Annotated in this window: 15 protein-coding genes; 14 read left to right on the forward strand and 1 reads right to left on the reverse strand. The window is 47.9% G+C overall.

Annotation, left to right across the window (positions count from 1 at the left end; genetic code table 11):
* The first annotated feature begins 4 nt into the window (after positions 1-4).
* The gene (locus tag H8S75_RS00245; protein ID WP_187018404.1) at positions 5-526 is read left to right on the forward strand and encodes a GNAT family N-acetyltransferase; all 522 of its coding nucleotides are present in this window, start codon (positions 5-7) and stop codon (positions 524-526) included.
* Entirely contained in the window at positions 523-1,755 is a 1,233-nt protein-coding gene (locus tag H8S75_RS00250; RefSeq protein ID WP_187018406.1) for a DUF4272 domain-containing protein, read from the forward strand. Before H8S75_RS00245 ends, H8S75_RS00250 begins: the two co-directional genes overlap by 4 nt.
* Positions 1,756-2,022: 267 nt before the next feature.
* Here H8S75_RS00250 and H8S75_RS00255 read toward each other — a convergent pair whose 3' ends face one another.
* The gene (locus H8S75_RS00255; protein ID WP_187018408.1) at positions 2,023-2,826 is read right to left on the reverse strand and encodes a helix-turn-helix transcriptional regulator; all 804 of its coding nucleotides are present in this window, start codon (positions 2,824-2,826) and stop codon (positions 2,023-2,025) included.
* A 343-nt stretch (positions 2,827-3,169) separates the two neighbouring features.
* Between H8S75_RS00255 and H8S75_RS00260 the strand changes: the two genes are divergently transcribed.
* The 12 genes from H8S75_RS00260 (at position 3,170) to H8S75_RS00315 (ending at position 18,464) form a co-directional block, all read left to right on the forward strand.
* Positions 3,170-4,528: an ABC transporter substrate-binding protein gene (locus tag H8S75_RS00260; protein WP_187018411.1), complete on the forward strand. Its 1,359-nt coding sequence runs from the start codon at positions 3,170-3,172 to the stop codon at positions 4,526-4,528.
* A 134-nt stretch (positions 4,529-4,662) separates the two neighbouring features.
* Positions 4,663-5,568 (forward strand): carbohydrate ABC transporter permease, encoded by a 906-nt coding sequence (locus H8S75_RS00265; protein ID WP_187018413.1) that lies wholly within the window; start codon positions 4,663-4,665, stop codon positions 5,566-5,568.
* A gap of 2 nt (positions 5,569-5,570) precedes the next feature.
* Positions 5,571-6,428 carry a carbohydrate ABC transporter permease gene (locus H8S75_RS00270; RefSeq protein WP_187018415.1) on the forward strand — a complete coding sequence of 286 codons (858 nt, stop codon included), beginning with the start codon at positions 5,571-5,573 and terminating at the stop codon, positions 6,426-6,428.
* Positions 6,429-6,493: 65 nt separating this feature from the next.
* A complete protein-coding gene (locus H8S75_RS00275) occupies positions 6,494-8,158 on the forward strand; it encodes a hypothetical protein (protein WP_187018417.1) in 1,665 nt (554 codons plus the stop codon).
* Between the two features lie 15 nt (positions 8,159-8,173).
* The gene (locus H8S75_RS00280; protein ID WP_187018420.1) at positions 8,174-10,111 is read left to right on the forward strand and encodes a glycoside hydrolase family 127 protein; all 1,938 of its coding nucleotides are present in this window, start codon (positions 8,174-8,176) and stop codon (positions 10,109-10,111) included.
* A gap of 371 nt (positions 10,112-10,482) precedes the next feature.
* The gene (gene mobB, locus H8S75_RS00285; protein WP_187018422.1) at positions 10,483-11,685 is read left to right on the forward strand and encodes a molybdopterin-guanine dinucleotide biosynthesis protein B; all 1,203 of its coding nucleotides are present in this window, start codon (positions 10,483-10,485) and stop codon (positions 11,683-11,685) included.
* Positions 11,682-12,368: a Crp/Fnr family transcriptional regulator gene (locus H8S75_RS00290; RefSeq protein ID WP_187018424.1), complete on the forward strand. Its 687-nt coding sequence runs from the start codon at positions 11,682-11,684 to the stop codon at positions 12,366-12,368. Before mobB ends, H8S75_RS00290 begins: the two co-directional genes overlap by 4 nt.
* A 77-nt stretch (positions 12,369-12,445) precedes the next feature.
* On the forward strand, positions 12,446-14,551 hold the full coding sequence (locus H8S75_RS00295; protein ID WP_187018426.1) for a molybdopterin oxidoreductase family protein: 2,106 nt from the start codon (positions 12,446-12,448) through the stop codon (positions 14,549-14,551).
* On the forward strand, positions 14,532-14,954 hold the full coding sequence (locus H8S75_RS00300; RefSeq protein ID WP_002602898.1) for a 4Fe-4S dicluster domain-containing protein: 423 nt from the start codon (positions 14,532-14,534) through the stop codon (positions 14,952-14,954). Before H8S75_RS00295 ends, H8S75_RS00300 begins: the two co-directional genes overlap by 20 nt.
* A complete protein-coding gene (locus tag H8S75_RS00305; protein WP_187018427.1) occupies positions 14,951-16,183 on the forward strand; it encodes an NAD(P)/FAD-dependent oxidoreductase in 1,233 nt (410 codons plus the stop codon). The genes H8S75_RS00300 and H8S75_RS00305 overlap by 4 nt, the downstream gene beginning before the upstream one ends.
* Positions 16,184-16,186: 3 nt before the next feature.
* Positions 16,187-17,125, forward strand: coding sequence for a TDT family transporter (locus H8S75_RS00310; protein WP_187018428.1), 939 nt, complete (start codon positions 16,187-16,189; stop codon positions 17,123-17,125).
* An 88-nt stretch (positions 17,126-17,213) separates the two neighbouring features.
* The gene (locus tag H8S75_RS00315) at positions 17,214-18,464 is read left to right on the forward strand and encodes a molybdopterin molybdotransferase MoeA (RefSeq protein WP_187018430.1); all 1,251 of its coding nucleotides are present in this window, start codon (positions 17,214-17,216) and stop codon (positions 18,462-18,464) included.
* Positions 18,465-18,548: the final 84 nt, after the last annotated feature.

An 18,548-nucleotide genomic window follows, 5' to 3' on the forward strand; every position in this document is an offset into this window, starting at 1 on the left:
GACTTTGGAAAAGAAAATTTGTCTGGACAAATTAAGGGCAGAAGACAGGGATACGGTATTTTCCATGACTTCCGACCCGGAGATCGTAAAATATATGCGTTTTGATACCCATGAGAAGCCGGAGGAGGCACAAGAACTCATCCGGCATTATACGGAAGGAGGAAATTACGGCTTTCTCATACGAATTGCAGACAGCAAAGAACCGGTAGGAGTCGCCGCCCTGAAACAGGATGAGGAGAACTGCGGAGAGTATTCGGTGTCTCTGTTCAGTTTTCAGAGATTCTGGAACAAGGGATACAATACCGCCGCGGTGGAACTGCTGAAGACATTTGCACAGGAACAGGGAATCAGAGCTCTGAAAGCTTATGTGGTGGAAGAAAATTACGGTTCACGAAAGGTGATGGAGAAATGCGGATTTCAGATACAGGAGATCCTTCATTTTGATGATTTTCCCTCTGGATTATACGTTTACGCTCTGCCAATGGAATCAAGCGTTGTACCGGATATAGAAAGGATAATACCATGAAACTGTTTGGAAAGAAGGCTCAGCCTAAAAAGGAAGAACCAAAGACGCAGGAAGCAGTCCTGACACTGTATGCCTGCAGAAAAGATGGGAAGGCCGTGCCGGATATTGCATGCCGTCTGTTTGCTGATGTGATGGACAAGATCTTTTATACGGACGAAGATGAATTTCAGATTCGTTTTAAGGATGGCACAACATCGGTTTTCCATCTGGTAACGGACGCCGGGGAGACAAAGGTGCAGTCCAATGGAATGGCCAATTTCTTTTCCCAGGCCCCTCTTGAGAATGAGGAGGTGAAGGAAGCGGCCCTCTGCCAGATGCGTCTGTTTAATTGTATCATAGGAATCCAGTTCGAAATCGACGGGGACAGCGACAGGACAAACGGTATCATACACTCCATTTATGGCATGGCAAAAGAACTCAGCGCCTTTGTGCTGTATCCCAATATGTATCTGTATCACTGGGATGGCCGCCTGCTGCTGTCGATTGACGGAAAGAGTGATTTTGAAGAGTTTTATCCGCAGGCCAGCACTACGATTCTGGATCGTGAGGTGAATGAGGAAGAGGCAGACAGAGAACGGAAAATGCGTTCCATCGCCATTTTAAAGGAGAAGGGGATTCCCTTTTTTGAGCATTTAAAGGCGTCGGTGTTCGAATCGGAATGTAAAATTCCGGACAAGGAAGTGATCATTCATCGCCTTGCCTGTATTTTTACCGCTTGTGTCCAGTCTGAGATTTATACCAGCGGGCAGTTTAAAAACTGCAGGGAAATGGCGGCGGAAGAGATCGCACAGATGGAGAAACGCTATCAGATCTCGGAGTGGCTCTCACCGGAAGAACGGGACTATCTCGAAAATCCGGACAAGGATCCGGCGCTCCATAACCGGTTTGGATGGCGGTACGAGTGCTGCTCTGTACTTTTGTGGGCACTGTCCATGATGGAGTTGAAGGAACCGACAGAAATATGCGATGCCTCTGAGCTTGGAGCAGTCATGTGGAACCATACTTTTGACAGTATGATGGAAACTGCGGTTCTTCGCAGCAGGGATGAGATTCTCGACATGCAGGATCTGGTGCTGCGGTATGACTGGGCCTGCGTTGATGCGAGAGTCCACCACAAGGAGGTTCCGATACTGAACAGTGATATTGTTTTCGAGTGGCATTATGCGCTCAACTGGCTAGTGCAGGCTGATGGAATCGCAGACTGGGACCGGGTGACAACGACAACGTAGGCGCAGAGAGACGGAGGTATTTATGGATTACTGTCTGAAACACAAGCCGGAGTATGAGTGCGAAGAAAGCATATTATCGGCAGCTGGTGGATTTTCCAGGAGATATGTAAAGAAAGAGGACAGGACACAGTATGTATAGAAGAAAATTGATGATAAATGGTAAGAGTGGGAGGCCAGCCGGAGCGGTTGGCCTTCCTTTTCTTTCTTTCAGGTTCTGTCACCTAGACGTAACAGTGTCTTGGTATGTCTAAGGGTTATGAAGCCATTCTATTGGGACACCTCTTTCTTCTTAAAAAACGCTCCCTTAAACTCTGAAGGGGTCATATCTTCATATTGCCTGAACACTTTAAAAAAGTACTTTTCATCCGAAAATCCACAGTAAAACGCTATTTCTTTCAGATTAAAGTCTGTTGTAGTCAGCAAATTTTTTGCAGATTCTATCCTTACAGAATTAATATACTGTGTCAGCGTTTTCCCAGTCAGTTTTCTGTAATTGCTGGAAAGATAATCCGGATTATAATGAAAGATTTCTGCAATTTGTCCAACCGTAAGAGACTGCTGAAAATTTCTGCGTATCCAATCCTGGATTTTGTAAATATGAAGCGGATCTTCTTTAGAATCCAGAAGCCTGGAAGAGAATTCTCCGGCAAGTTCTAAAAGGAGGGCTGTTAGTGAATAGTGGAGCAGATATTCGGAAGCCGGATAACGACGCATGGAAATATCAAGCAGCTGTGAAAAAAGTACAGGGACCCGTTTCCCATGAGTTAGTGTTCCTGTTTCAGGAACAATGTATTTTTCCGGAAGCGCTTGACTGATATCTGTCGGATACTGTTCCTGGCTGATATAGACTGGGGAAACAGGAATGTGAAAGTGCACCCAGTAGTAGTGCACGTATTCAGAGGATTCCCGCCAGCCATAATGTTCAGTATCCGCGTGAAGCAGAATAAAATGAGTCGGATTCAATTCATACTGAATACCATACTGTGCAATATTCAGAGTGCCTTTTAAGACATAAATTAATACAAAAGAATCCAGACAACGTTTTGGATGTAGAAAATTCTTATTTTTCACCAGTTGTCCACTGGATAAAAACGTAAGTGGCTGGCTGCAAGGAAGCATGAGATGGCGCATAACAATCCTCCTGTTCGTGAAGTATTACTTATTTAGTATAACAGATTTTAGCTGAAATTTAAATGTAATGAAAGCATGATATAAGATATTTACACCTTATATAGAGTAAAAACGGTTGTGCATAAAGTATATAAAATATATAATTAAATCATAAAACTTGTGCATTAATTTAGTATAAACTGGAAAATATGCACGGGGGGAAAGGCTTCCAAATACGCGCGATTGGAAATTTATACCAGAACAACAGCCTGTGAGTGTTAAAAACAAAAAAGGAGAGAACGCTATGAAGAAAATGAAATGGATGTTTACGGCTGCATGTGTGTTTTTTGCATTAGCTGGATGCAGTGCAAAAACCACAGAAACAGAAGCTCCGAAAGAAGAGACAGCTGCGAAGAATTCTGTCGATCAAGCGACAGAAACCACAAAGTCGTCTCGGGGAGATCAGATCACTTTGCGATTCGCATGGTGGGGTGGGGATGACCGCCATACGGCCACATTAGAAGCGATTGAAGCGTATGAAAAACTAAATCCAAATGTAAAAATTGAAGCAGAATATCAGGGATATGATGGATACAATGATAAGTTATTAACTCAGCTGGCAGGAGGAACCCAGCCGGATATTATGCAGACCATAGCAACCGCGGCAGCAGAATATCAGGCGTCATTCCCGGAATCATTTGTACGATTGGATCAGCAGGATATTTTCCAGTTAAGTGTATTCGATCAGAATTTCCTGGACAGCTTCTGTAAATCCAATGATGGAAGTACTGTTGCAGTGCCTTCCGGTGTCAGCTCCTATAACTTTGTGGTGAATAAAACAGTTACTGATGCTGCGGGAGTGGAACTAAAGGACAATATGACATGGGACGAGTTCGTAGAGTATGGAAAAAAGGTACATGCAGCAAATCCGGATTACTACTTAGTTACATTGTCAGATGACGACTGTAATCATCTCATGCGCTCCTATGTTCGCCAGTTATGCGGAAAATGGACAATTTCTGATAAGTATGAAGTTATAACAGATAAAGATGCTCTGGTAAAGGCATTTACACTTCTTCAGAGCCTTTATAAAGAAGGAATTGCTGAGCCAATGGATACAGCATTTGCTTATAATGGAGACAAAGATGCCAATAAAAAACTTTTAAATAATGAAATTGCCTGTTCTTACAGAGCATCATCGTCAATTATTAATCTTGATACAAGCGGAGGTATGGCTCTTGATGTAGTCAATATACCGGTTGATCCGGAGGCAAAAGAAAGTGGTATCATTACTCAGCCGTCTCAGCTGTTTATGGTATCGGAAAGTCCGAACAAAGAAGAAGCTTTGAAATTTATGCAGTGGATGTATACTGATGAAGAAGCAATCCGCATCTTAAGCGATTGCCGTGGTGTTCCTCCGACAGAGATGGGACGTAACCAGCTGGAAAAAGAGAATTTGTTGAACCCGGTTGTCAATAAGGCTGTTTCACTGGCTCTGGAAAAGACTGATGGTGCGGTTCCACCGGTCAATGAAAATTCGGAGGTCTATGGTTATCTGTTTCCTCTCATGCAGGAACTTTGTTACGATACAATTACTCCAGAAAAGGCTGCAGACGAGCTGATTACTAATCTTGCAGAGATCGTAGAAACATTAAAGCCATAAATAAAGCAGGTAGAATTACTTCGTGATTCTCAGCAGTAAATTGGGCCGCCTGTTATGGCGGCCTGATTTGAAACGGACTGCTTGCGGAAACGGATTTTTCAGGATCCGGATTTATTAGGGGGAGAGGACAACGGATGAATAAAAAGAGACATACAACGATGTTGGAGAAAAGAAATAATCTTGGGTATTTATATCTGCTGCCCTGGATCATTGGATTCCTTATTTTTCAATTGTATCCGATAGCCATGTCACTGTACTATTCGTTTACGGATTACAGCTTTGGCAGCCAGTATGACTTTGTCGGATTGGCCAATTATTTACAGATATTTACGAAAGACCGGGAAGTGAAAAATTCCCTTGCTGTCACTTTTAAATTTGTCTTCATGTCAGTGCCGATGAAACTGCTCAGCGCTCTCTTGATAGCAATGATCCTGAACCAGACTTTAAAGGGGATCGGGCTGTTTCGAACCATTTACTATCTTCCGTCTATTCTGGGAGGAAGCGTGGCAATAGCCATTCTTTGGAGACACCTGTTTGATTTAAATGGAGTAGTCAATGTCTTTTTAAACAAATTTGGGATCAAGAGCATTGGTTTTCTGACCGATCCCCAAATAGCCTTGACCACCATCAGTATGCTGTCAGTCTGGCAGTTTGGTTCTTCCATGCTGTTTTTCCTGGCTGCATTAAAACAGGTTCCTCAATCACTTTATGAAGCTGCAAAGATCGACGGGGCGGGCCCGGTTCGGTCCTTCTTTAAGATTACCATACCCATGATCAGTCCCATGACGCTGTTTAATATTATCATGCAGATGATCAACGCGTTTCAGGAGTATACAGCGCCGGCGGTAATCACAGGAGGCGGTCCTGTGAAAAAGACACAGGTACTGGCAATGACTCTTTATCAGAATGCCTTTACGTATAGGAAAATGGGATATGCGTCGGCTATTTCCTGGATCATGTTTATTATCATTATTATATTTACCATATTTATTTTTTCAACCAGTGCAAAATGGACGTTTTATGGGGACGAGGAGGGGTGATTATGAATAAAAAGAAAGAAAAGATTCGAAAAATAGTCTTGAAGTCTATGTCGTATCTAATATTGATCACGCTGGGAATTGTTTTTCTATATCCGCTTTTGTTTATGGTATCTGCATCATTTAAAACGAATCAGGAACTGATGACTTCTATGAGTCTTATTCCTAAGCGTATTTCTTTTGACAGTTATGTGTCAGGCTGGAATGGAGTTGGATCCTATACTTTTGGACATTTTATGAAAAACTCAGGACTTTTGGTGGTTCCGGTGGTGCTCTTTACCGTGATGTCCTCCTCTTTGGTGGCCTATGGGTTTGCGCGGTTTAAATTTAAAGGACACAGTCTTCTATTTGGTGCGATGCTGTCCACTATGATGCTTCCGAACGCGGTTGTTATTGTTCCACGCTATATTATGTTTCGACAAATGGGCTGGCTAAATACATACGTGCCGTTTTACGCACTGTCGCTGTTTGCCTGCTATCCCTTCTTTATCTTTTCAATGGTACAGTTTATCAGAGGGATACCAAAGGATATCGACGAGTCAGCATTTATGGATGGCTGTTCTACCTTTGGAATATTTGTTTATATGATACTTCCTTTGGCAAAGCCGTGTCTGTTTTCTATGGCAATATTCCAGTTTATCTGGACCTGGAATGATTACTTTAATCCTTTGATTTTTATAAATAGTGTAAATAAATATACGGTTATGCAGGGACTTCGGATGTGTATGGACAGTTCCAGCGGCATTTCATGGGGACCAATTATGGCACTGTCCCTGATTGCAATCCTGCCGTGTGTCATAATTTTCTTTGCTGCCCAGAAATATTTTGTGGAAGGTGTTGCGACCACAGGACTGAAAGGATGAGAACGATGAACGATACCATAACAAATAATATCTATCCTAAATGGAATTCCTTTGGAGACAGGTCAATGGAAAAAATGCTCCTGCTGTTTGCAGATACCAGAAAAGCGCATGCAGCAGCAGGCGATACAGAGGAACTGGAAAAATATTTTTCTTTCGCAGAAGCGGCGGGAAGCAGCTTTGATTGGGTGCAGCTTCACAGCGGTTACTTTTTTAACCATGCGCCATTTGAGAATTATCCGGACTCCGGGATTGAAATAGATGAGAAAACGAATGTGTTTCTTGATAAGGCAATTAAAATTTGTAAGCGGAATGGTAAGAAAGTTTCCTATATGATGGGAGATTATTCCCCGTTGGATTGCTTGCTGGAAAGATATCCTCAGGTCCGTAATTTAAATAATGGTCTTTTCTGGGACCTTATGTACGATGCAGCATGTGGTATATTGAAACGTTTTCCCGATTTAGATGAACTGGCTATGTACTTTTTTGAATCTAAGAATCTGCTGCATTATAATAATTTTTTTGGCTGTATGAATTACGGACTGAATTTTAATGAAGATACACTAACCGGGCATCCAGAACTGGTTATGGAGCAGGAAGGAAAATCTTTCCCATATTTAAGCTTTGGAGACCATCTGCGAATGATGCTTCAGGCGGTGGCAAGAGCGTGCAGAGATTGCGGGAAGAGTTTTACACTGCTTACCCATGTCTGGTTTCCATATCAGGAAGAGGTACTCTATGAAGCACTGAGGGATTTTCCCGCTGATCTGCCTCTACTGCTGGAACATAATTACACGACAGGAGATTTTAATCCGGCACTGCCGGCACCAGGGCTGATTAAACGACTGCCACATTTGAAACATGGTATTTGTTTCTGTTGCGGAATGGAGTACCATGGACTGTCCCTGGTTCCGTGTTGTTTCCCGGAAGCAATGGAGGCCACGATTCATGATGCTATGGAATCAACTTTAAATCTGGAACGTATTACAGTAAGGCCCATTTGGGACGGCCAAAGCCTTCTTGGGTCACCCAACGAAATCAACCTGTATTATCTGCTTAAAATGGCGGATCAGCCGGATATTGATCCTGAAGAAATCTGGAAGGAATGGATTCAGGGCAAATACGATCTTTGTGATGAGGAGTCGGCGGAACTGTTGGCCTCTGCATTCCGAAAATCGTATAAGGTAGTACAGAATGTGTTTTTTGAATTTGGAGTGAGAACCAATGATCATTCTCATATACCTGATTTTGCACATTTGGAGTCCAGGTTCTTTAATTATGGAAAAGCATTGATCAAATGGTCCCCTACGCCGGAAAACAAACAGAATATTTATGACCTTTTGATTCATCCGGGAGATAAGATACTCAGGCTGCACAGGGAATTACATGAAGAATCGCTGGAACTAATTGAACATGCACTGGAACAGATAAAATCATTGGAAGGCTGTATGCGATGGAAAGACTACGAGGATGTAGTTCACCGTTACGAAGATATGAGAATTTGGGTTCTGCTGCATCAGGATGAATATGAGTCTTATATCCGGCTTCTGATTCAAAGAAGAAATCCCACAGAGCGCAACCGGAAACTGGCGGAATGTGCACTGAGCAGTCTGGAAGAAAAGACGAAAAAAATCAGGAATGGAGAAATTCGAGACTGTTATCTGTTTTCGATAGATCATATTGAATCTTTTATAGAGGAATGCAGATCCAATTTCAGTATAAACAGACGATAAAGGATGGACAAAATTATGAATCAAAAACAATTTTCAGAAGCCGTATCATCGGTTACAGTAAAGGATAACTTTTGGGATCCGGTAATGGAGGTGACCAGAACTCAGATGATCCCATACCAGTGGAAGGCACTGAATGATGAACTTCCTGATATAGAGCCCAGCCACTGTATTCGGAATTTTAAGGTTGCAGCCGGACTTATGGAGGCAGAATTTGATGGGAGAGTCTTTCAGGACAGTGATGTGGCAAAATGGATTGAAGCTGCATCTTATTCGTTGAAATGGCATCCGGATGAAACTTTAGAAAAAGAAATCGATGATACGGTAGAATTAATTATACAGTCACAGCAGCCAGATGGTTATATTGGAACATATTATTCGATCAACGGACTGGAAAAACGGTGGACCAATATTATGAGGCATCATGAACTTTACTGTGCAGGACATATGCTGGAAGCGGCAGTAGCTTATTACAATGTTACTGGAAAAGACAAATTTTTACAGGCTATGATCCGCTTTATAGATTATATTGACAGTGTTTTTGGTCCGGAAGAAGGGAAAATTCATGCTTATCCTGGCCATGAAGTGATTGAAATGGCTTTGATGCGGTTATACGAAATTACAAAGGAGGAGAAGCATTTACGGCTGGCCAGGTATTTTATCGATGAGCGGGGGAAGCAGCCCTGTTATTTTGAAAATGAGATAGAGACTTATCATAATGAATATCCCTGGAAGGACAGTTTTTTTCAATTTCACTATTATCAGGCGGGAGCTCCTGTAAGAGAGATGAAAGAGGCCGTTGGCCATGCAGTGCGCGCTGTTTATTTATACTCGGGAATGGCGGATGTCGCAAGGGAAACGCTGGACGATTCACTTTATGAAGCTTGTCAGGCTATGTGGGACAGTATCGTGGAAAGGCGCATGTACATTACGGGCTCCATCGGGGCTTCGGCCTATGGAGAAGCGTTTACCATTGATTACGACCTGCCGGGGGATCTGGTATATGGAGAAACGTGTGCCGCTGTAGGGATGGTGTTCTTCGCCCATCGAATGCTGAAATTAAGCCAGCGCGGCGAGTACGCGGATATTATGGAACGTCTGCTGTATAATGGTACAATCAGTGGTATGGCATTGGATGGAAAGAGCTTTTTTTATGTAAATCCACTGGAAGTTTATCCAAAAAAGAATGAAGAGATTCAGGCTTTCCGTCATGTAAAGGTAGAACGGCAAAAATGGTTTGCCTGTGCCTGTTGTCCACCGAATTTAGCGAGACTGGTGGAATCTGTAGGTTCCTATATTTACACACAGCGTGAGGACCAGCTTTTTATTAATCTGTTTATAGGGAGTGAGGCTCTAGTGTTTTCTGGAGAGAATTCTGTGTATATCACTCTGGAAACCGGATATCCATGGAATGGAAATGTAAAGCTGGTTATGGAATGTGAAAGCAGCAGAGAATGGGAGGTGGCTCTTCATTTGCCGGACTGGTGTCGGGAATTTGAACTGCATGTTGATGGAAAATCAGCCTGGTATATGCAGAGAGAAGGTTATCTTTATTTGAGGCAGTGCTGGAGAGGAAGGCACGAAATATCTTTCAACATGAAAATGGAAGTACGGGAAGTTCGTTCTAATCCTAAGGTACGGGATAACATCGGAAAGGTTGCAGTGATGAGGGGACCAGTGGTTTATTGCCTGGAGGAGGAAGACAATGGGGCTGATTTACACTGTATAGAAATTCCATCCCATGCGCAGTTTGAAGAAACGTACCGCCCCGATCTTTTGGGCGGTGTGGTTACAATTGAGTCTATTGGACGGAAGATGATGCCGGAGGAAGGGAGTGCACTTTATTTGGAAGACGGCTGGGAGCGTTACGAGGAGAAGAAACTTTTATGGATCCCTTATTATAGTTGGGCCAATCGTGAAGCAGGAGAGATGATAGTCTGGGTAAGGAAACGCTGACAGGTATCAAAAGCTAAATTTATTAACATTTTACAGGAATGAATTTCAGAGAGAGAACTTAGTGGTAATTTACCCCTGCGTTTTCTCTCTGATTCTTGCCATATTATGGATTGAGAGATTCTACCGCCCCTACAGGGGAGGTCTCCTGACATAACCCGCACCGGAGACAATGGTCTCCCGCAATCTGACAAGGCTCCCATGGCATGATGCATTGTTGCGGACATGCCTCCGCGCAAAGCTTGTATCTGATACAACCGTCAGTGATGGAAAATCCGCTCATTTCCTCATCCATCCACCTATTTCTCATTTGCAACCCGTTTTATTCTGTGATATGATAAAAAGATACGATTAAGCAAACGAGGTGGCAGCGGATGAAAGAGAACTGTGGTATCGTCATCCTCTCCGGCGGTTCCGGCCGCCGCATGGGGTACGTCAATAAGGCCGACCTGGACTATCACGGAAGGAGCTTTGCCGGGCAGATTATGGAGGAGCTGTCAGGCCTGGGGCTGCCATTCTTTCTGTCCACGGGAGTTTACGGGAATCCAACCGAAATTCCTGATAACTGCACTGCAATTTTGGATATTCCGGTCGATGGACAACAGGGACACATCGGTCCCATGGGCGGCATCCGCTCCTGCTTTTTAGAGACGGACGCGGACGGCCTTCTGTTTGTGCCATGCGACATGCCTCTGATCCGGGCTGAGATGGGACGCCGCCTGATGGAACGGTGGACGCCGGAATACGATGCGGTGATCTGGAAGACGCGCGATGGCCGGATCCAGCCGCTTTGTGGTTTTTACTCCAGAACGTGTCTGACTGCGCTTGACGGATGCATCGGAGAAGGAAACTACCGCATGATGGAATTCCTGTCCCGAATCTCGTGCCTCGTTATGGAAACCGGCCGGGAGCACCTCCCGGACCGCTGGTTTTTAAACGTCAACGACCGTGATGCCTACGGAAGACTGGAACGGACAGCCTGTCCCGTGCTGGCGGTGAGCGGAAGCAAGAATACAGGAAAGACAACGCTTCTCGAGCGGCTGGTTTCGGCACTGGCTTCCAGGGGAATCCGTGCTGCGGTAATCAAACACGATGGTCACGAGTTTGAGGCGGATGTGCCGGGAACGGACAGCTTTCGCATGAAGCAGGCCGGCGCGTATGGCACGGTGGTGTACTCCGGCAGTAAGTTTTCCATGGTAAAGGAACAGCCGGGTTTACAGGCAGACGCCTTCTTTTCCTTCTTTCCGGAGGCGGATTTAATTTTACTGGAGGGGCAGAAGCATTCGGATTATCCAAAGATCGAAGTGCTGCGGCAGGAGGTCTCGAGAAAGCCCGTCTGTGACTGTTCGACCGTGCTGGCCTATGTGACAGACGGCGGCTGGGAACCGGATATGGGTGAATCTGCGTCCAGGACAGAAACGCCAGAACATAGCAAAGTACCAGAAACGATCGCTTCAAACAATCTGGATGCTATATTAGAAGTAATCATTCTTCTTCTCGATTCCGCAGACCCGGATAACAGCGGCAGCCCCAAAGCCGCAAAAGCCCATCACAACAGCGGAGGACATGCCGTATGACCATGGAAGAAGCATTTGAAATATCCAATATTTTGAGATGTGCCAGCCCGGTCAGCCGGACGGAGATCGCTTCCTTCGCTTATATGAAGCGGTATGAGAAAGGGCAGCACGTATTCTACGACCGTGAGGATCTGACCTGCTTCTATATCCTTCTGGAGGGAATGGTTTCGCTCTATAAGCTGAACACTCTGGGAGAGAAGAAAGTGATATTCGTCTACGGCCCGGGAAACCTTTTGAATGAAGTCCTGTTCGAGGATATTCCGGCTTCCATCAACTGCGAGGTCCGGGAGGACTCCAGTGTTCTCGTCCTTCCGAAGGACAGGCTGTGGCATGTGATGGCGCGGGATGGCGAGCTGACAAAGGCCGCCTTCAATTCCATGGCCATAAGAATCCGCCGCCTGTACCGCCAGATGAAGAACACCACCAACGCGCTGAAGGGAGAAAAACGCCTCGCCGCCAAGCTCTACATGCTGGCCAGGGATTATGGAAAGGAGACGGAGAGAGGGATATCCATCGAAATGCAGTTAAGCATCACCTATCTTTCCGAAATGCTGGGCTCCAAGCGGGAAACGGTATCGAGGCAGGTGAAGAAACTCTGCGACTCGGGCCTGATCCTTATGGAAAAGAATCATTTCTGGATTCCCAACCTGGAGAATTTGAGCAATTATTTTAAACAGCCGTGATGAAAATCACGGCGTTTTTTGTACATTTCTGCTATAGTTAAAATATTAACGAAAAGAGTACGGGAAGGAAGGAACGCATGAAAAAAGTACAATCAACCTGCAACTACTGTGCCCTGGACTGCAACCTGGATTTTTACGTGGAGGACGAGAAGATCGTCAGGGTGCTTCCGACAAAGGGATACCCGGTCAACGACGGCTTCTGCTGCATCAAGGGACTGTCCCTGGATAAACAGCAGACTGTGGTGAAGACCTCGCCGCTTCCGAAGATCCGGCAGGCGGACGGTTCCATGAAGGAAGTTTCCTGGGACGAGGGATTTCAGTATGTGGCGGATCAGTTACAGGAGCTTCAGGCAAAATACGGCCGGGAAAGCGTGGCGGGCATCAGTACCGGACAGCTGACCATGGAGGAATTTGCCATTTTCGGCCACGTCATGAGAAATTACTTAAAGACCAATGTGGACGGCAATACCCGTCTCTGCATGGCGACCGCGGTCGTGGCCCACAAGCAGAGCTACGGCTTCGATGCCCCGGGATACACACTTAAGGATCTGGAGCTTTCCGATACGATTATCTTCATCGGAGCCAATCCGGTCGTTGCCCATCCCATCCTCTGGAAACGGGTGCGCCAGAATCCCGATAAAAAGGTGATTGTCATCGACCCGAGAAAATCGGAGACAGCCATGAACGCGGATTACTGGTACCCGGTAAAATGCAGGGGAGACTTATATCTTCTCTATACGCTGGCCAACGTTCTCATCGAAAAAGGCTGGATCGATCAGAACTACATCGAGGCACACACGGAAGGCTACGGGGAATTCAAAGAATTTGTGAAACCATTTACCCTGGACCAGGCTCAGGAGACCGCGGGACTTTCCCCAGAGCAGATTCTTAAGCTGGCGCAGCTGATTCACGAAGGAAAGCGGGTCTCCTTCTGGTGGACCATGGGCGTGAACCAGGGCTATGAGGCGGTCCGCACCGCGCAGGCCATCATCAATCTGGCGCTGATGACAGGCAATATCGGCCGTCCGGGAACCGGGGCCAATTCCATCACGGGCCAGTGCAACGCCATGGGCTCCAGGTCCTACAGCAATACGGCGGTTCTCTACGCCGGCGGTGATTTCACGAATCCGGCCAGACGGGCTAAGGTGGCGGAAGCGCTTGGCGTGGACGAGAGTGTGCTGGCTGAGAAGCCGACGGCGACCTATAACCAGATCATCGAGGGCATCAATGAAGGACGGATCAAGGGGCTGTGGATTCTCTGCACCAATCCGCGCCACAGCTGGACCAACAACGAGACATTTGCAAGCGCGGTGAAGAAGCTGGAGCTGTTTGTGGTTCAGGATATCTACGACACCATCGAGAGTGCCGAGGAGTGCACGGTCTTCTTCCCCGTAGTTCCGGGAATCAAGAAGGAAGGCACCTATATCAATCTGGAGCGCCGCCTTTCCGCCATGCGCCCCTGCCTTGCGAAGAAGGAGAATGAGATCACGGACTACGAAGCCATATTAGGCGTGGGTAAGGCGCTGGGAATGGGCGGTCTGCTGAAGGGCTGGGAGACGCCGAAGGACTGTTTTGAACTGATGAAGAAGTGTTCCAAAGGAATGCCGGGCGACATTACCGGCGTCACATGGGAGATGCTGGAGAATTCCAACGGAGTCCAGTGGCCGTTTCGGGAGGGAGAGGCGCTGGAGGACGATGAACGACGCCTGTATGAGGACGGCAATTTCTTCACTCCCAGCAGGAAAGCCCAGTTCAAATTTGAGGCGCCCATGGAAAATCCTCTGCCGCTCACGGAGGAGTATCCGTACCTGTTCAACACCGGAAGAGGCTCGGTCGGCCAGTGGCATACCCAGTCGAGAACCAGTGAGGTTCAGTTCATCGGCGACGTATCGGCCAGGGAAGCGTATCTCTTTATGAATCCCGGGACGGCCGCCGCGTATGATCTGGAGGAAAATGACCGCATCCTGGTCCACTCCGTCAACGGAGAAAAGGCCGGTTTTCAGGTGCGGATCTCAGATCAGGTGCGGGAAAAAGAGCTGTACGCCCCGATCCACTATATTGAGTGCAATAAGCTGACGCCTTCCGTCTACGACCCGTATTCGAAGGAGCCATCCTACAAGGCGACGCCAGTCTGGTTTGAGAAAATGGAAAGAGGTAACGCGGATGTACCGGATAAAAATTGACAGAAGCCGCTGCATCGGCTGTCTGACGTGTGTGACAGCCTGTGTCGTCAGCCATGAGAGCTGCGACGCCAGAAACCGGGTGGTGATCGACAGCGAGTCAAAATGCGCACCCATTTTCTGCCGCCACTGCGAAAAGCCGGAATGTGTATACACCTGTATGACGGGAGCCATGCACAAGAACCCCGATACCGGGTTTGTGGAATACGATAAGGAAAAATGCGCCAGCTGTTACATGTGCATCATGGCCTGTCCCTACGGCGTGCTGAAGAGCGACCGGGTCGAGCATAAGGAAATTATGAAATGCAACATGTGTGTCCACCGTACCCAGGATGGTTCCCCCGCGCCGATGTGTGTGGAAATCTGTCCCATGGGAGCGATTACTCTGGAGGAGGTGAAGGGATGAGATACGTGGTATTAGGCGCTTCCGCAGCCGGAGTCAACGGCGTGCGGCAGCTTAGAAAACACTGTCCGGAGGCGGAGATCGTGCTGGTGTCAAAGGATGACGCCGTTTATTCCAGATGTATTCTTCACCATTATCTGGGGGGAATCAGGACGAAGGAGGAGCTTTGCTTCGCAGAGTCCGATTTTGAGACAAAGTACCGGGTGGACTGGAGAAAGGGCGTTGTCTGTTCTGCGCTTCGGGAAGCAGAAAAAAAGGTGGTTCTGTCCGACGGAACGGAGCTTTCCTACGACCGTCTTTTAATTGCGACCGGTTCCCATACCTTCTTTCCGCCTGTAGAAGGCTTGAGAGAGGCAAAGGGCGTCTTTGGATTTCATAATTTAGACGAGGTGGAGCAGATTCGGGACGAGGCGGCGAAGGCGGAGCACATCGTTGTCATGGGCGGCGGCCTGGCAGGCATCGACGCAGCGGTGGGATTTCTCCATAGCGGCAGACGGGTGACGCTGGTAGAGATGGAGGACCATATACTGGCGAAGCAGCTGGACCGCCGCAGTGCGAAAACGTACGAGGAGGCCATGGAGAAAGAAGGCATCCAGTTTTATCTGGGCCGGGGCGTAAAGGAAGTGCGCATGGGAGACGGCGGAGAAGTCATTTCCCTGCTGCTGACCGATGGGACGGAAATCCCCTGTGACATGGTTGTGGTCACCGCCGGCGTGCGTCCCAACGTCGAATTTCTAAAGGATTCCGGAGTGGAAATGGACCGGTTCGGACTGGTGATCGACCATCACGGTCAGACCAGCGTACCGGACATTTACGGCGCGGGCGACGTGACGGGGCGTTCCCCCATCTGGCCGGCTGCAGTGAAGCAGGGCATGACCGCAGCGGATAACATGGCAGGCGTTCAGACCTCTATGGATGATTTCTTTGCAAGCAAAGCCACGATGAATTTCCTGGGAATTCCCACCATGTCCCTGGGAGTTCCGGAGATACCGGATGAGACGTATACCGTGGTCATGGAGGACAACGGAGAGCAGTACCGGAAAATCATTCATAAAAATGGGAAAATATATGGCGCAATTCTTCAGGGAGACTTGTCCTACGGCGGCGTACTGACCCAGCTGATTGCCAAAAGAATTGATGTGTCACGGGTAAAGAAACCGCTGTTTGAGATTGACTATTCCGATTTCTTCCATACAAAGGAAAACTTTGAATTCTATTATGAGGAGACGTAATCTATGAAAGAACGTTTGAAAAATATGCCGATTCCGGTTGTAGCCACCATGCTCGGCGCCGCCACCTTAAGCAACATCTATCAGGGACTCGGATACGACTGGATCCGCCACGTGACCATGTGGGCCTCCACCGTTGTGCTTCTGTTTTACATTGCAAAGATTGTCCTCTATCCTTCCATAGTAAAAGGAGAGTATAAAAATACGGTCCCGGCCAGTCTCTATGCAGGTATCACTATGGTTACCATGATTCTGTGCAGCTACTATAAGGACTGGTTTCCCGGTGCGGCCAGAGTGGTTTTAATCGCCGCTGTCTGTATCCACGCGGTTCACATCGCCGTGTTCCTGTTTAACAATGTCTTCCATGGCGTGAAGCTGGATACCTTCGTTCCAAGCTGGTTTGTCACCTTTAACGGAATCATGGTTTCCACGGTGGTCGGAGCCGCCATGCTTCCGCCGGTTATGGCGAAAGCGGTATTAATCTGGGGACTCTGTATCTATACGGTTACTATTCCGTTTATGATCTGGAGACTGGCGGCGAAGGAAGTGAAACCGGCCGTCCGGCATACCCAGGCCATCGTGCTGGCCCCCTGCAGCCTCTGTCTTGCCAGCTATTTGAATCTGGCTGCGGAGCCGAGTATGATCCTGGTGAGCGTCCTTTTCCTCTGCGTATTTTTATCCCTGGCGTTCATTATCGTGAAGCTTCCGTCCTTCTTTGCCGTGCCGTTTGCACCGGGATTTGCGGGACTTACGTTCCCCATGGCAATCGGTATCGTAGCCTCCAATAAGGCAGCCGCGTTCTTCACGGGAGCGGGTCAGGAGACTCTGGGCTATGTGGTAAAACAGATTGCCGGAGTGCAGATTTACTTAACGACGGCCATCATCGGGATGGTGCTGTTCGGATTCATGAAATTGCTCTGCTCCCCTGCGAAGAAGCAGGCGTAACATGATTTGAGGCGCGCTTCCCGGCGCGCCTCTTTCGTCAGATCTAAGGGAAAACAAAAAGAAATCGAATGACAGGATGGGAAGAGAGATGGATACCAGGAAAACGGGAAGTGAAGGAGAAGAGCGGGTGACATTGGAACGGGCAGTCCGGCTGCTTTTGGATCACTGCAGTATCATAGCGGAGACCGAACGGTGTTCGGTGCTCGACTGTACAGGGAGAATTCTGGCGGATGACGTGTATGCAAAGGGGGACCAGCCGCCCTTTGACCGTTCGCCGGTAGATGGCTATGCCTGCCGAAGCTGCGATATCACGGATGCATCAAGCGAAAATCCGGTTTATTTAGAGGTAGTGGAGGAGATCGACGCCGGCAGCTGGCCCACGCGCGCCGTAGGCTCCGGCCAGGCCGCCCGTATTATGACGGGCGCTCCGATTCCTGCGGGTGCGGACTGCTGTATTTATCAGGAAAAGACCGATTACGGGGAGACGTGCGTGGCGGTCTTTCAGGGCTGTCAGCAGCATGGCAATTACTGCTTTCGCGGTGAAGATATTCAGGCGGGCACTGCGGTCCTTAAGAGGGGCACACGCCTGACCTATGTGGAAGCGGGAATTCTGGCCGGGCTGGGGCTTTGCGAGGTAACGGTTTACCGGAAGATCCGGGCGGCTGTGCTGGCCTCCGGCGATGAACTGACGGAGCCGGGCCAGCCCTTGCAGCCGGGGAAAATATACGACAGCAACTTATATTTCCTGGCTGTCCGTTTAAGAGAGCTGGGGATCGAGGTCCCTGTTTGCCGCCGTGTCCCGGACAGCGAGGCTGAGATGGCAGAAGCGCTTGGCGATGCGTGCCAAAAAGCGGATCTGGTCATAACGACAGGCGGTGTGTCTGTCGGAAAACGGGATATCATGCACCAGGCCCTCGCCATGGCCGGGGCCAGAAGGCTGTTCTGGAAAATTCTCATAAAGCCGGGAATGCCCACCATCGGCTCCGTATTAAACGGAACTCCGGTCATCAGCCTTTCCGGAAATCCCTTTGGAGCACTGGCAGACTTTGAACTCCTGTGCCGGCCTGCGTTTGAATCCATGACGGGGGATTCCTTCTATGCCCCCCGGATGAGGAATGCCATCCTATCCCGTGGATTCTTAAAATCCAGCCCATCCCGCCGCTTTTTAAGGGGCCGTTTCGAGAACGGGGAGGTCTGGATTCCCGAGGTCAAAAAACACGCTTCCGGGATCCTCAGTTCCATGGCGGGCTGTAACTGTCTGGTGGACATTTCAGCCGGAACGGAGCGGATAGAGGCCGGAGAGAGCGTGACGATCTGCGATCTTTCCCTTGACAGATAAAAAATATACCTGTTCAGCAAGATAATGCTTGTAAAATTCCTCCGTATCGGATAATATTATCTGGTATTTATACATGGGAATGCA

Origin of the sequence: Hungatella hominis (assembly GCF_014288005.1) — a bacterium.
Classification (GTDB): Bacteria; Bacillota; Clostridia; order Lachnospirales; family Lachnospiraceae; genus Hungatella; species Hungatella effluvii.

Bases quoted from the DNA above. Each gene is read 5' to 3' on its own strand.
- H8S75_RS00275 (WP_187018417.1), top strand. From the start codon at position 6,494: ATGGAAAAAATGCTCCTGCTGTTTGCAGATACCAGAAAAGCGCATGCA.
- H8S75_RS00305 (WP_187018427.1), top strand. From the start codon at position 14,951: ATGAGATACGTGGTATTAGGCGCTTCCGCAGCCGGAGTCAACGGCGTG.
- H8S75_RS00300 (WP_002602898.1), top strand. From the start codon at position 14,532: ATGTACCGGATAAAAATTGACAGAAGCCGCTGCATCGGCTGTCTGACG.
- mobB (WP_187018422.1), top strand. From the start codon at position 10,483: ATGAAAGAGAACTGTGGTATCGTCATCCTCTCCGGCGGTTCCGGCCGC.
- H8S75_RS00270 (WP_187018415.1), top strand. From the start codon at position 5,571: ATGAATAAAAAGAAAGAAAAGATTCGAAAAATAGTCTTGAAGTCTATG.
- H8S75_RS00280 (WP_187018420.1), top strand. From the start codon at position 8,174: ATGAATCAAAAACAATTTTCAGAAGCCGTATCATCGGTTACAGTAAAG.
- H8S75_RS00315 (WP_187018430.1), top strand. From the start codon at position 17,214: ATGGATACCAGGAAAACGGGAAGTGAAGGAGAAGAGCGGGTGACATTG.
- H8S75_RS00310 (WP_187018428.1), top strand. From the start codon at position 16,187: ATGAAAGAACGTTTGAAAAATATGCCGATTCCGGTTGTAGCCACCATG.
- H8S75_RS00250 (WP_187018406.1), top strand. From the start codon at position 523: ATGAAACTGTTTGGAAAGAAGGCTCAGCCTAAAAAGGAAGAACCAAAG.
- H8S75_RS00295 (WP_187018426.1), top strand. From the start codon at position 12,446: ATGAAAAAAGTACAATCAACCTGCAACTACTGTGCCCTGGACTGCAAC.
- H8S75_RS00290 (WP_187018424.1), top strand. From the start codon at position 11,682: ATGACCATGGAAGAAGCATTTGAAATATCCAATATTTTGAGATGTGCC.
- H8S75_RS00260 (WP_187018411.1), top strand. From the start codon at position 3,170: ATGAAGAAAATGAAATGGATGTTTACGGCTGCATGTGTGTTTTTTGCA.
- H8S75_RS00265 (WP_187018413.1), top strand. From the start codon at position 4,663: ATGAATAAAAAGAGACATACAACGATGTTGGAGAAAAGAAATAATCTT.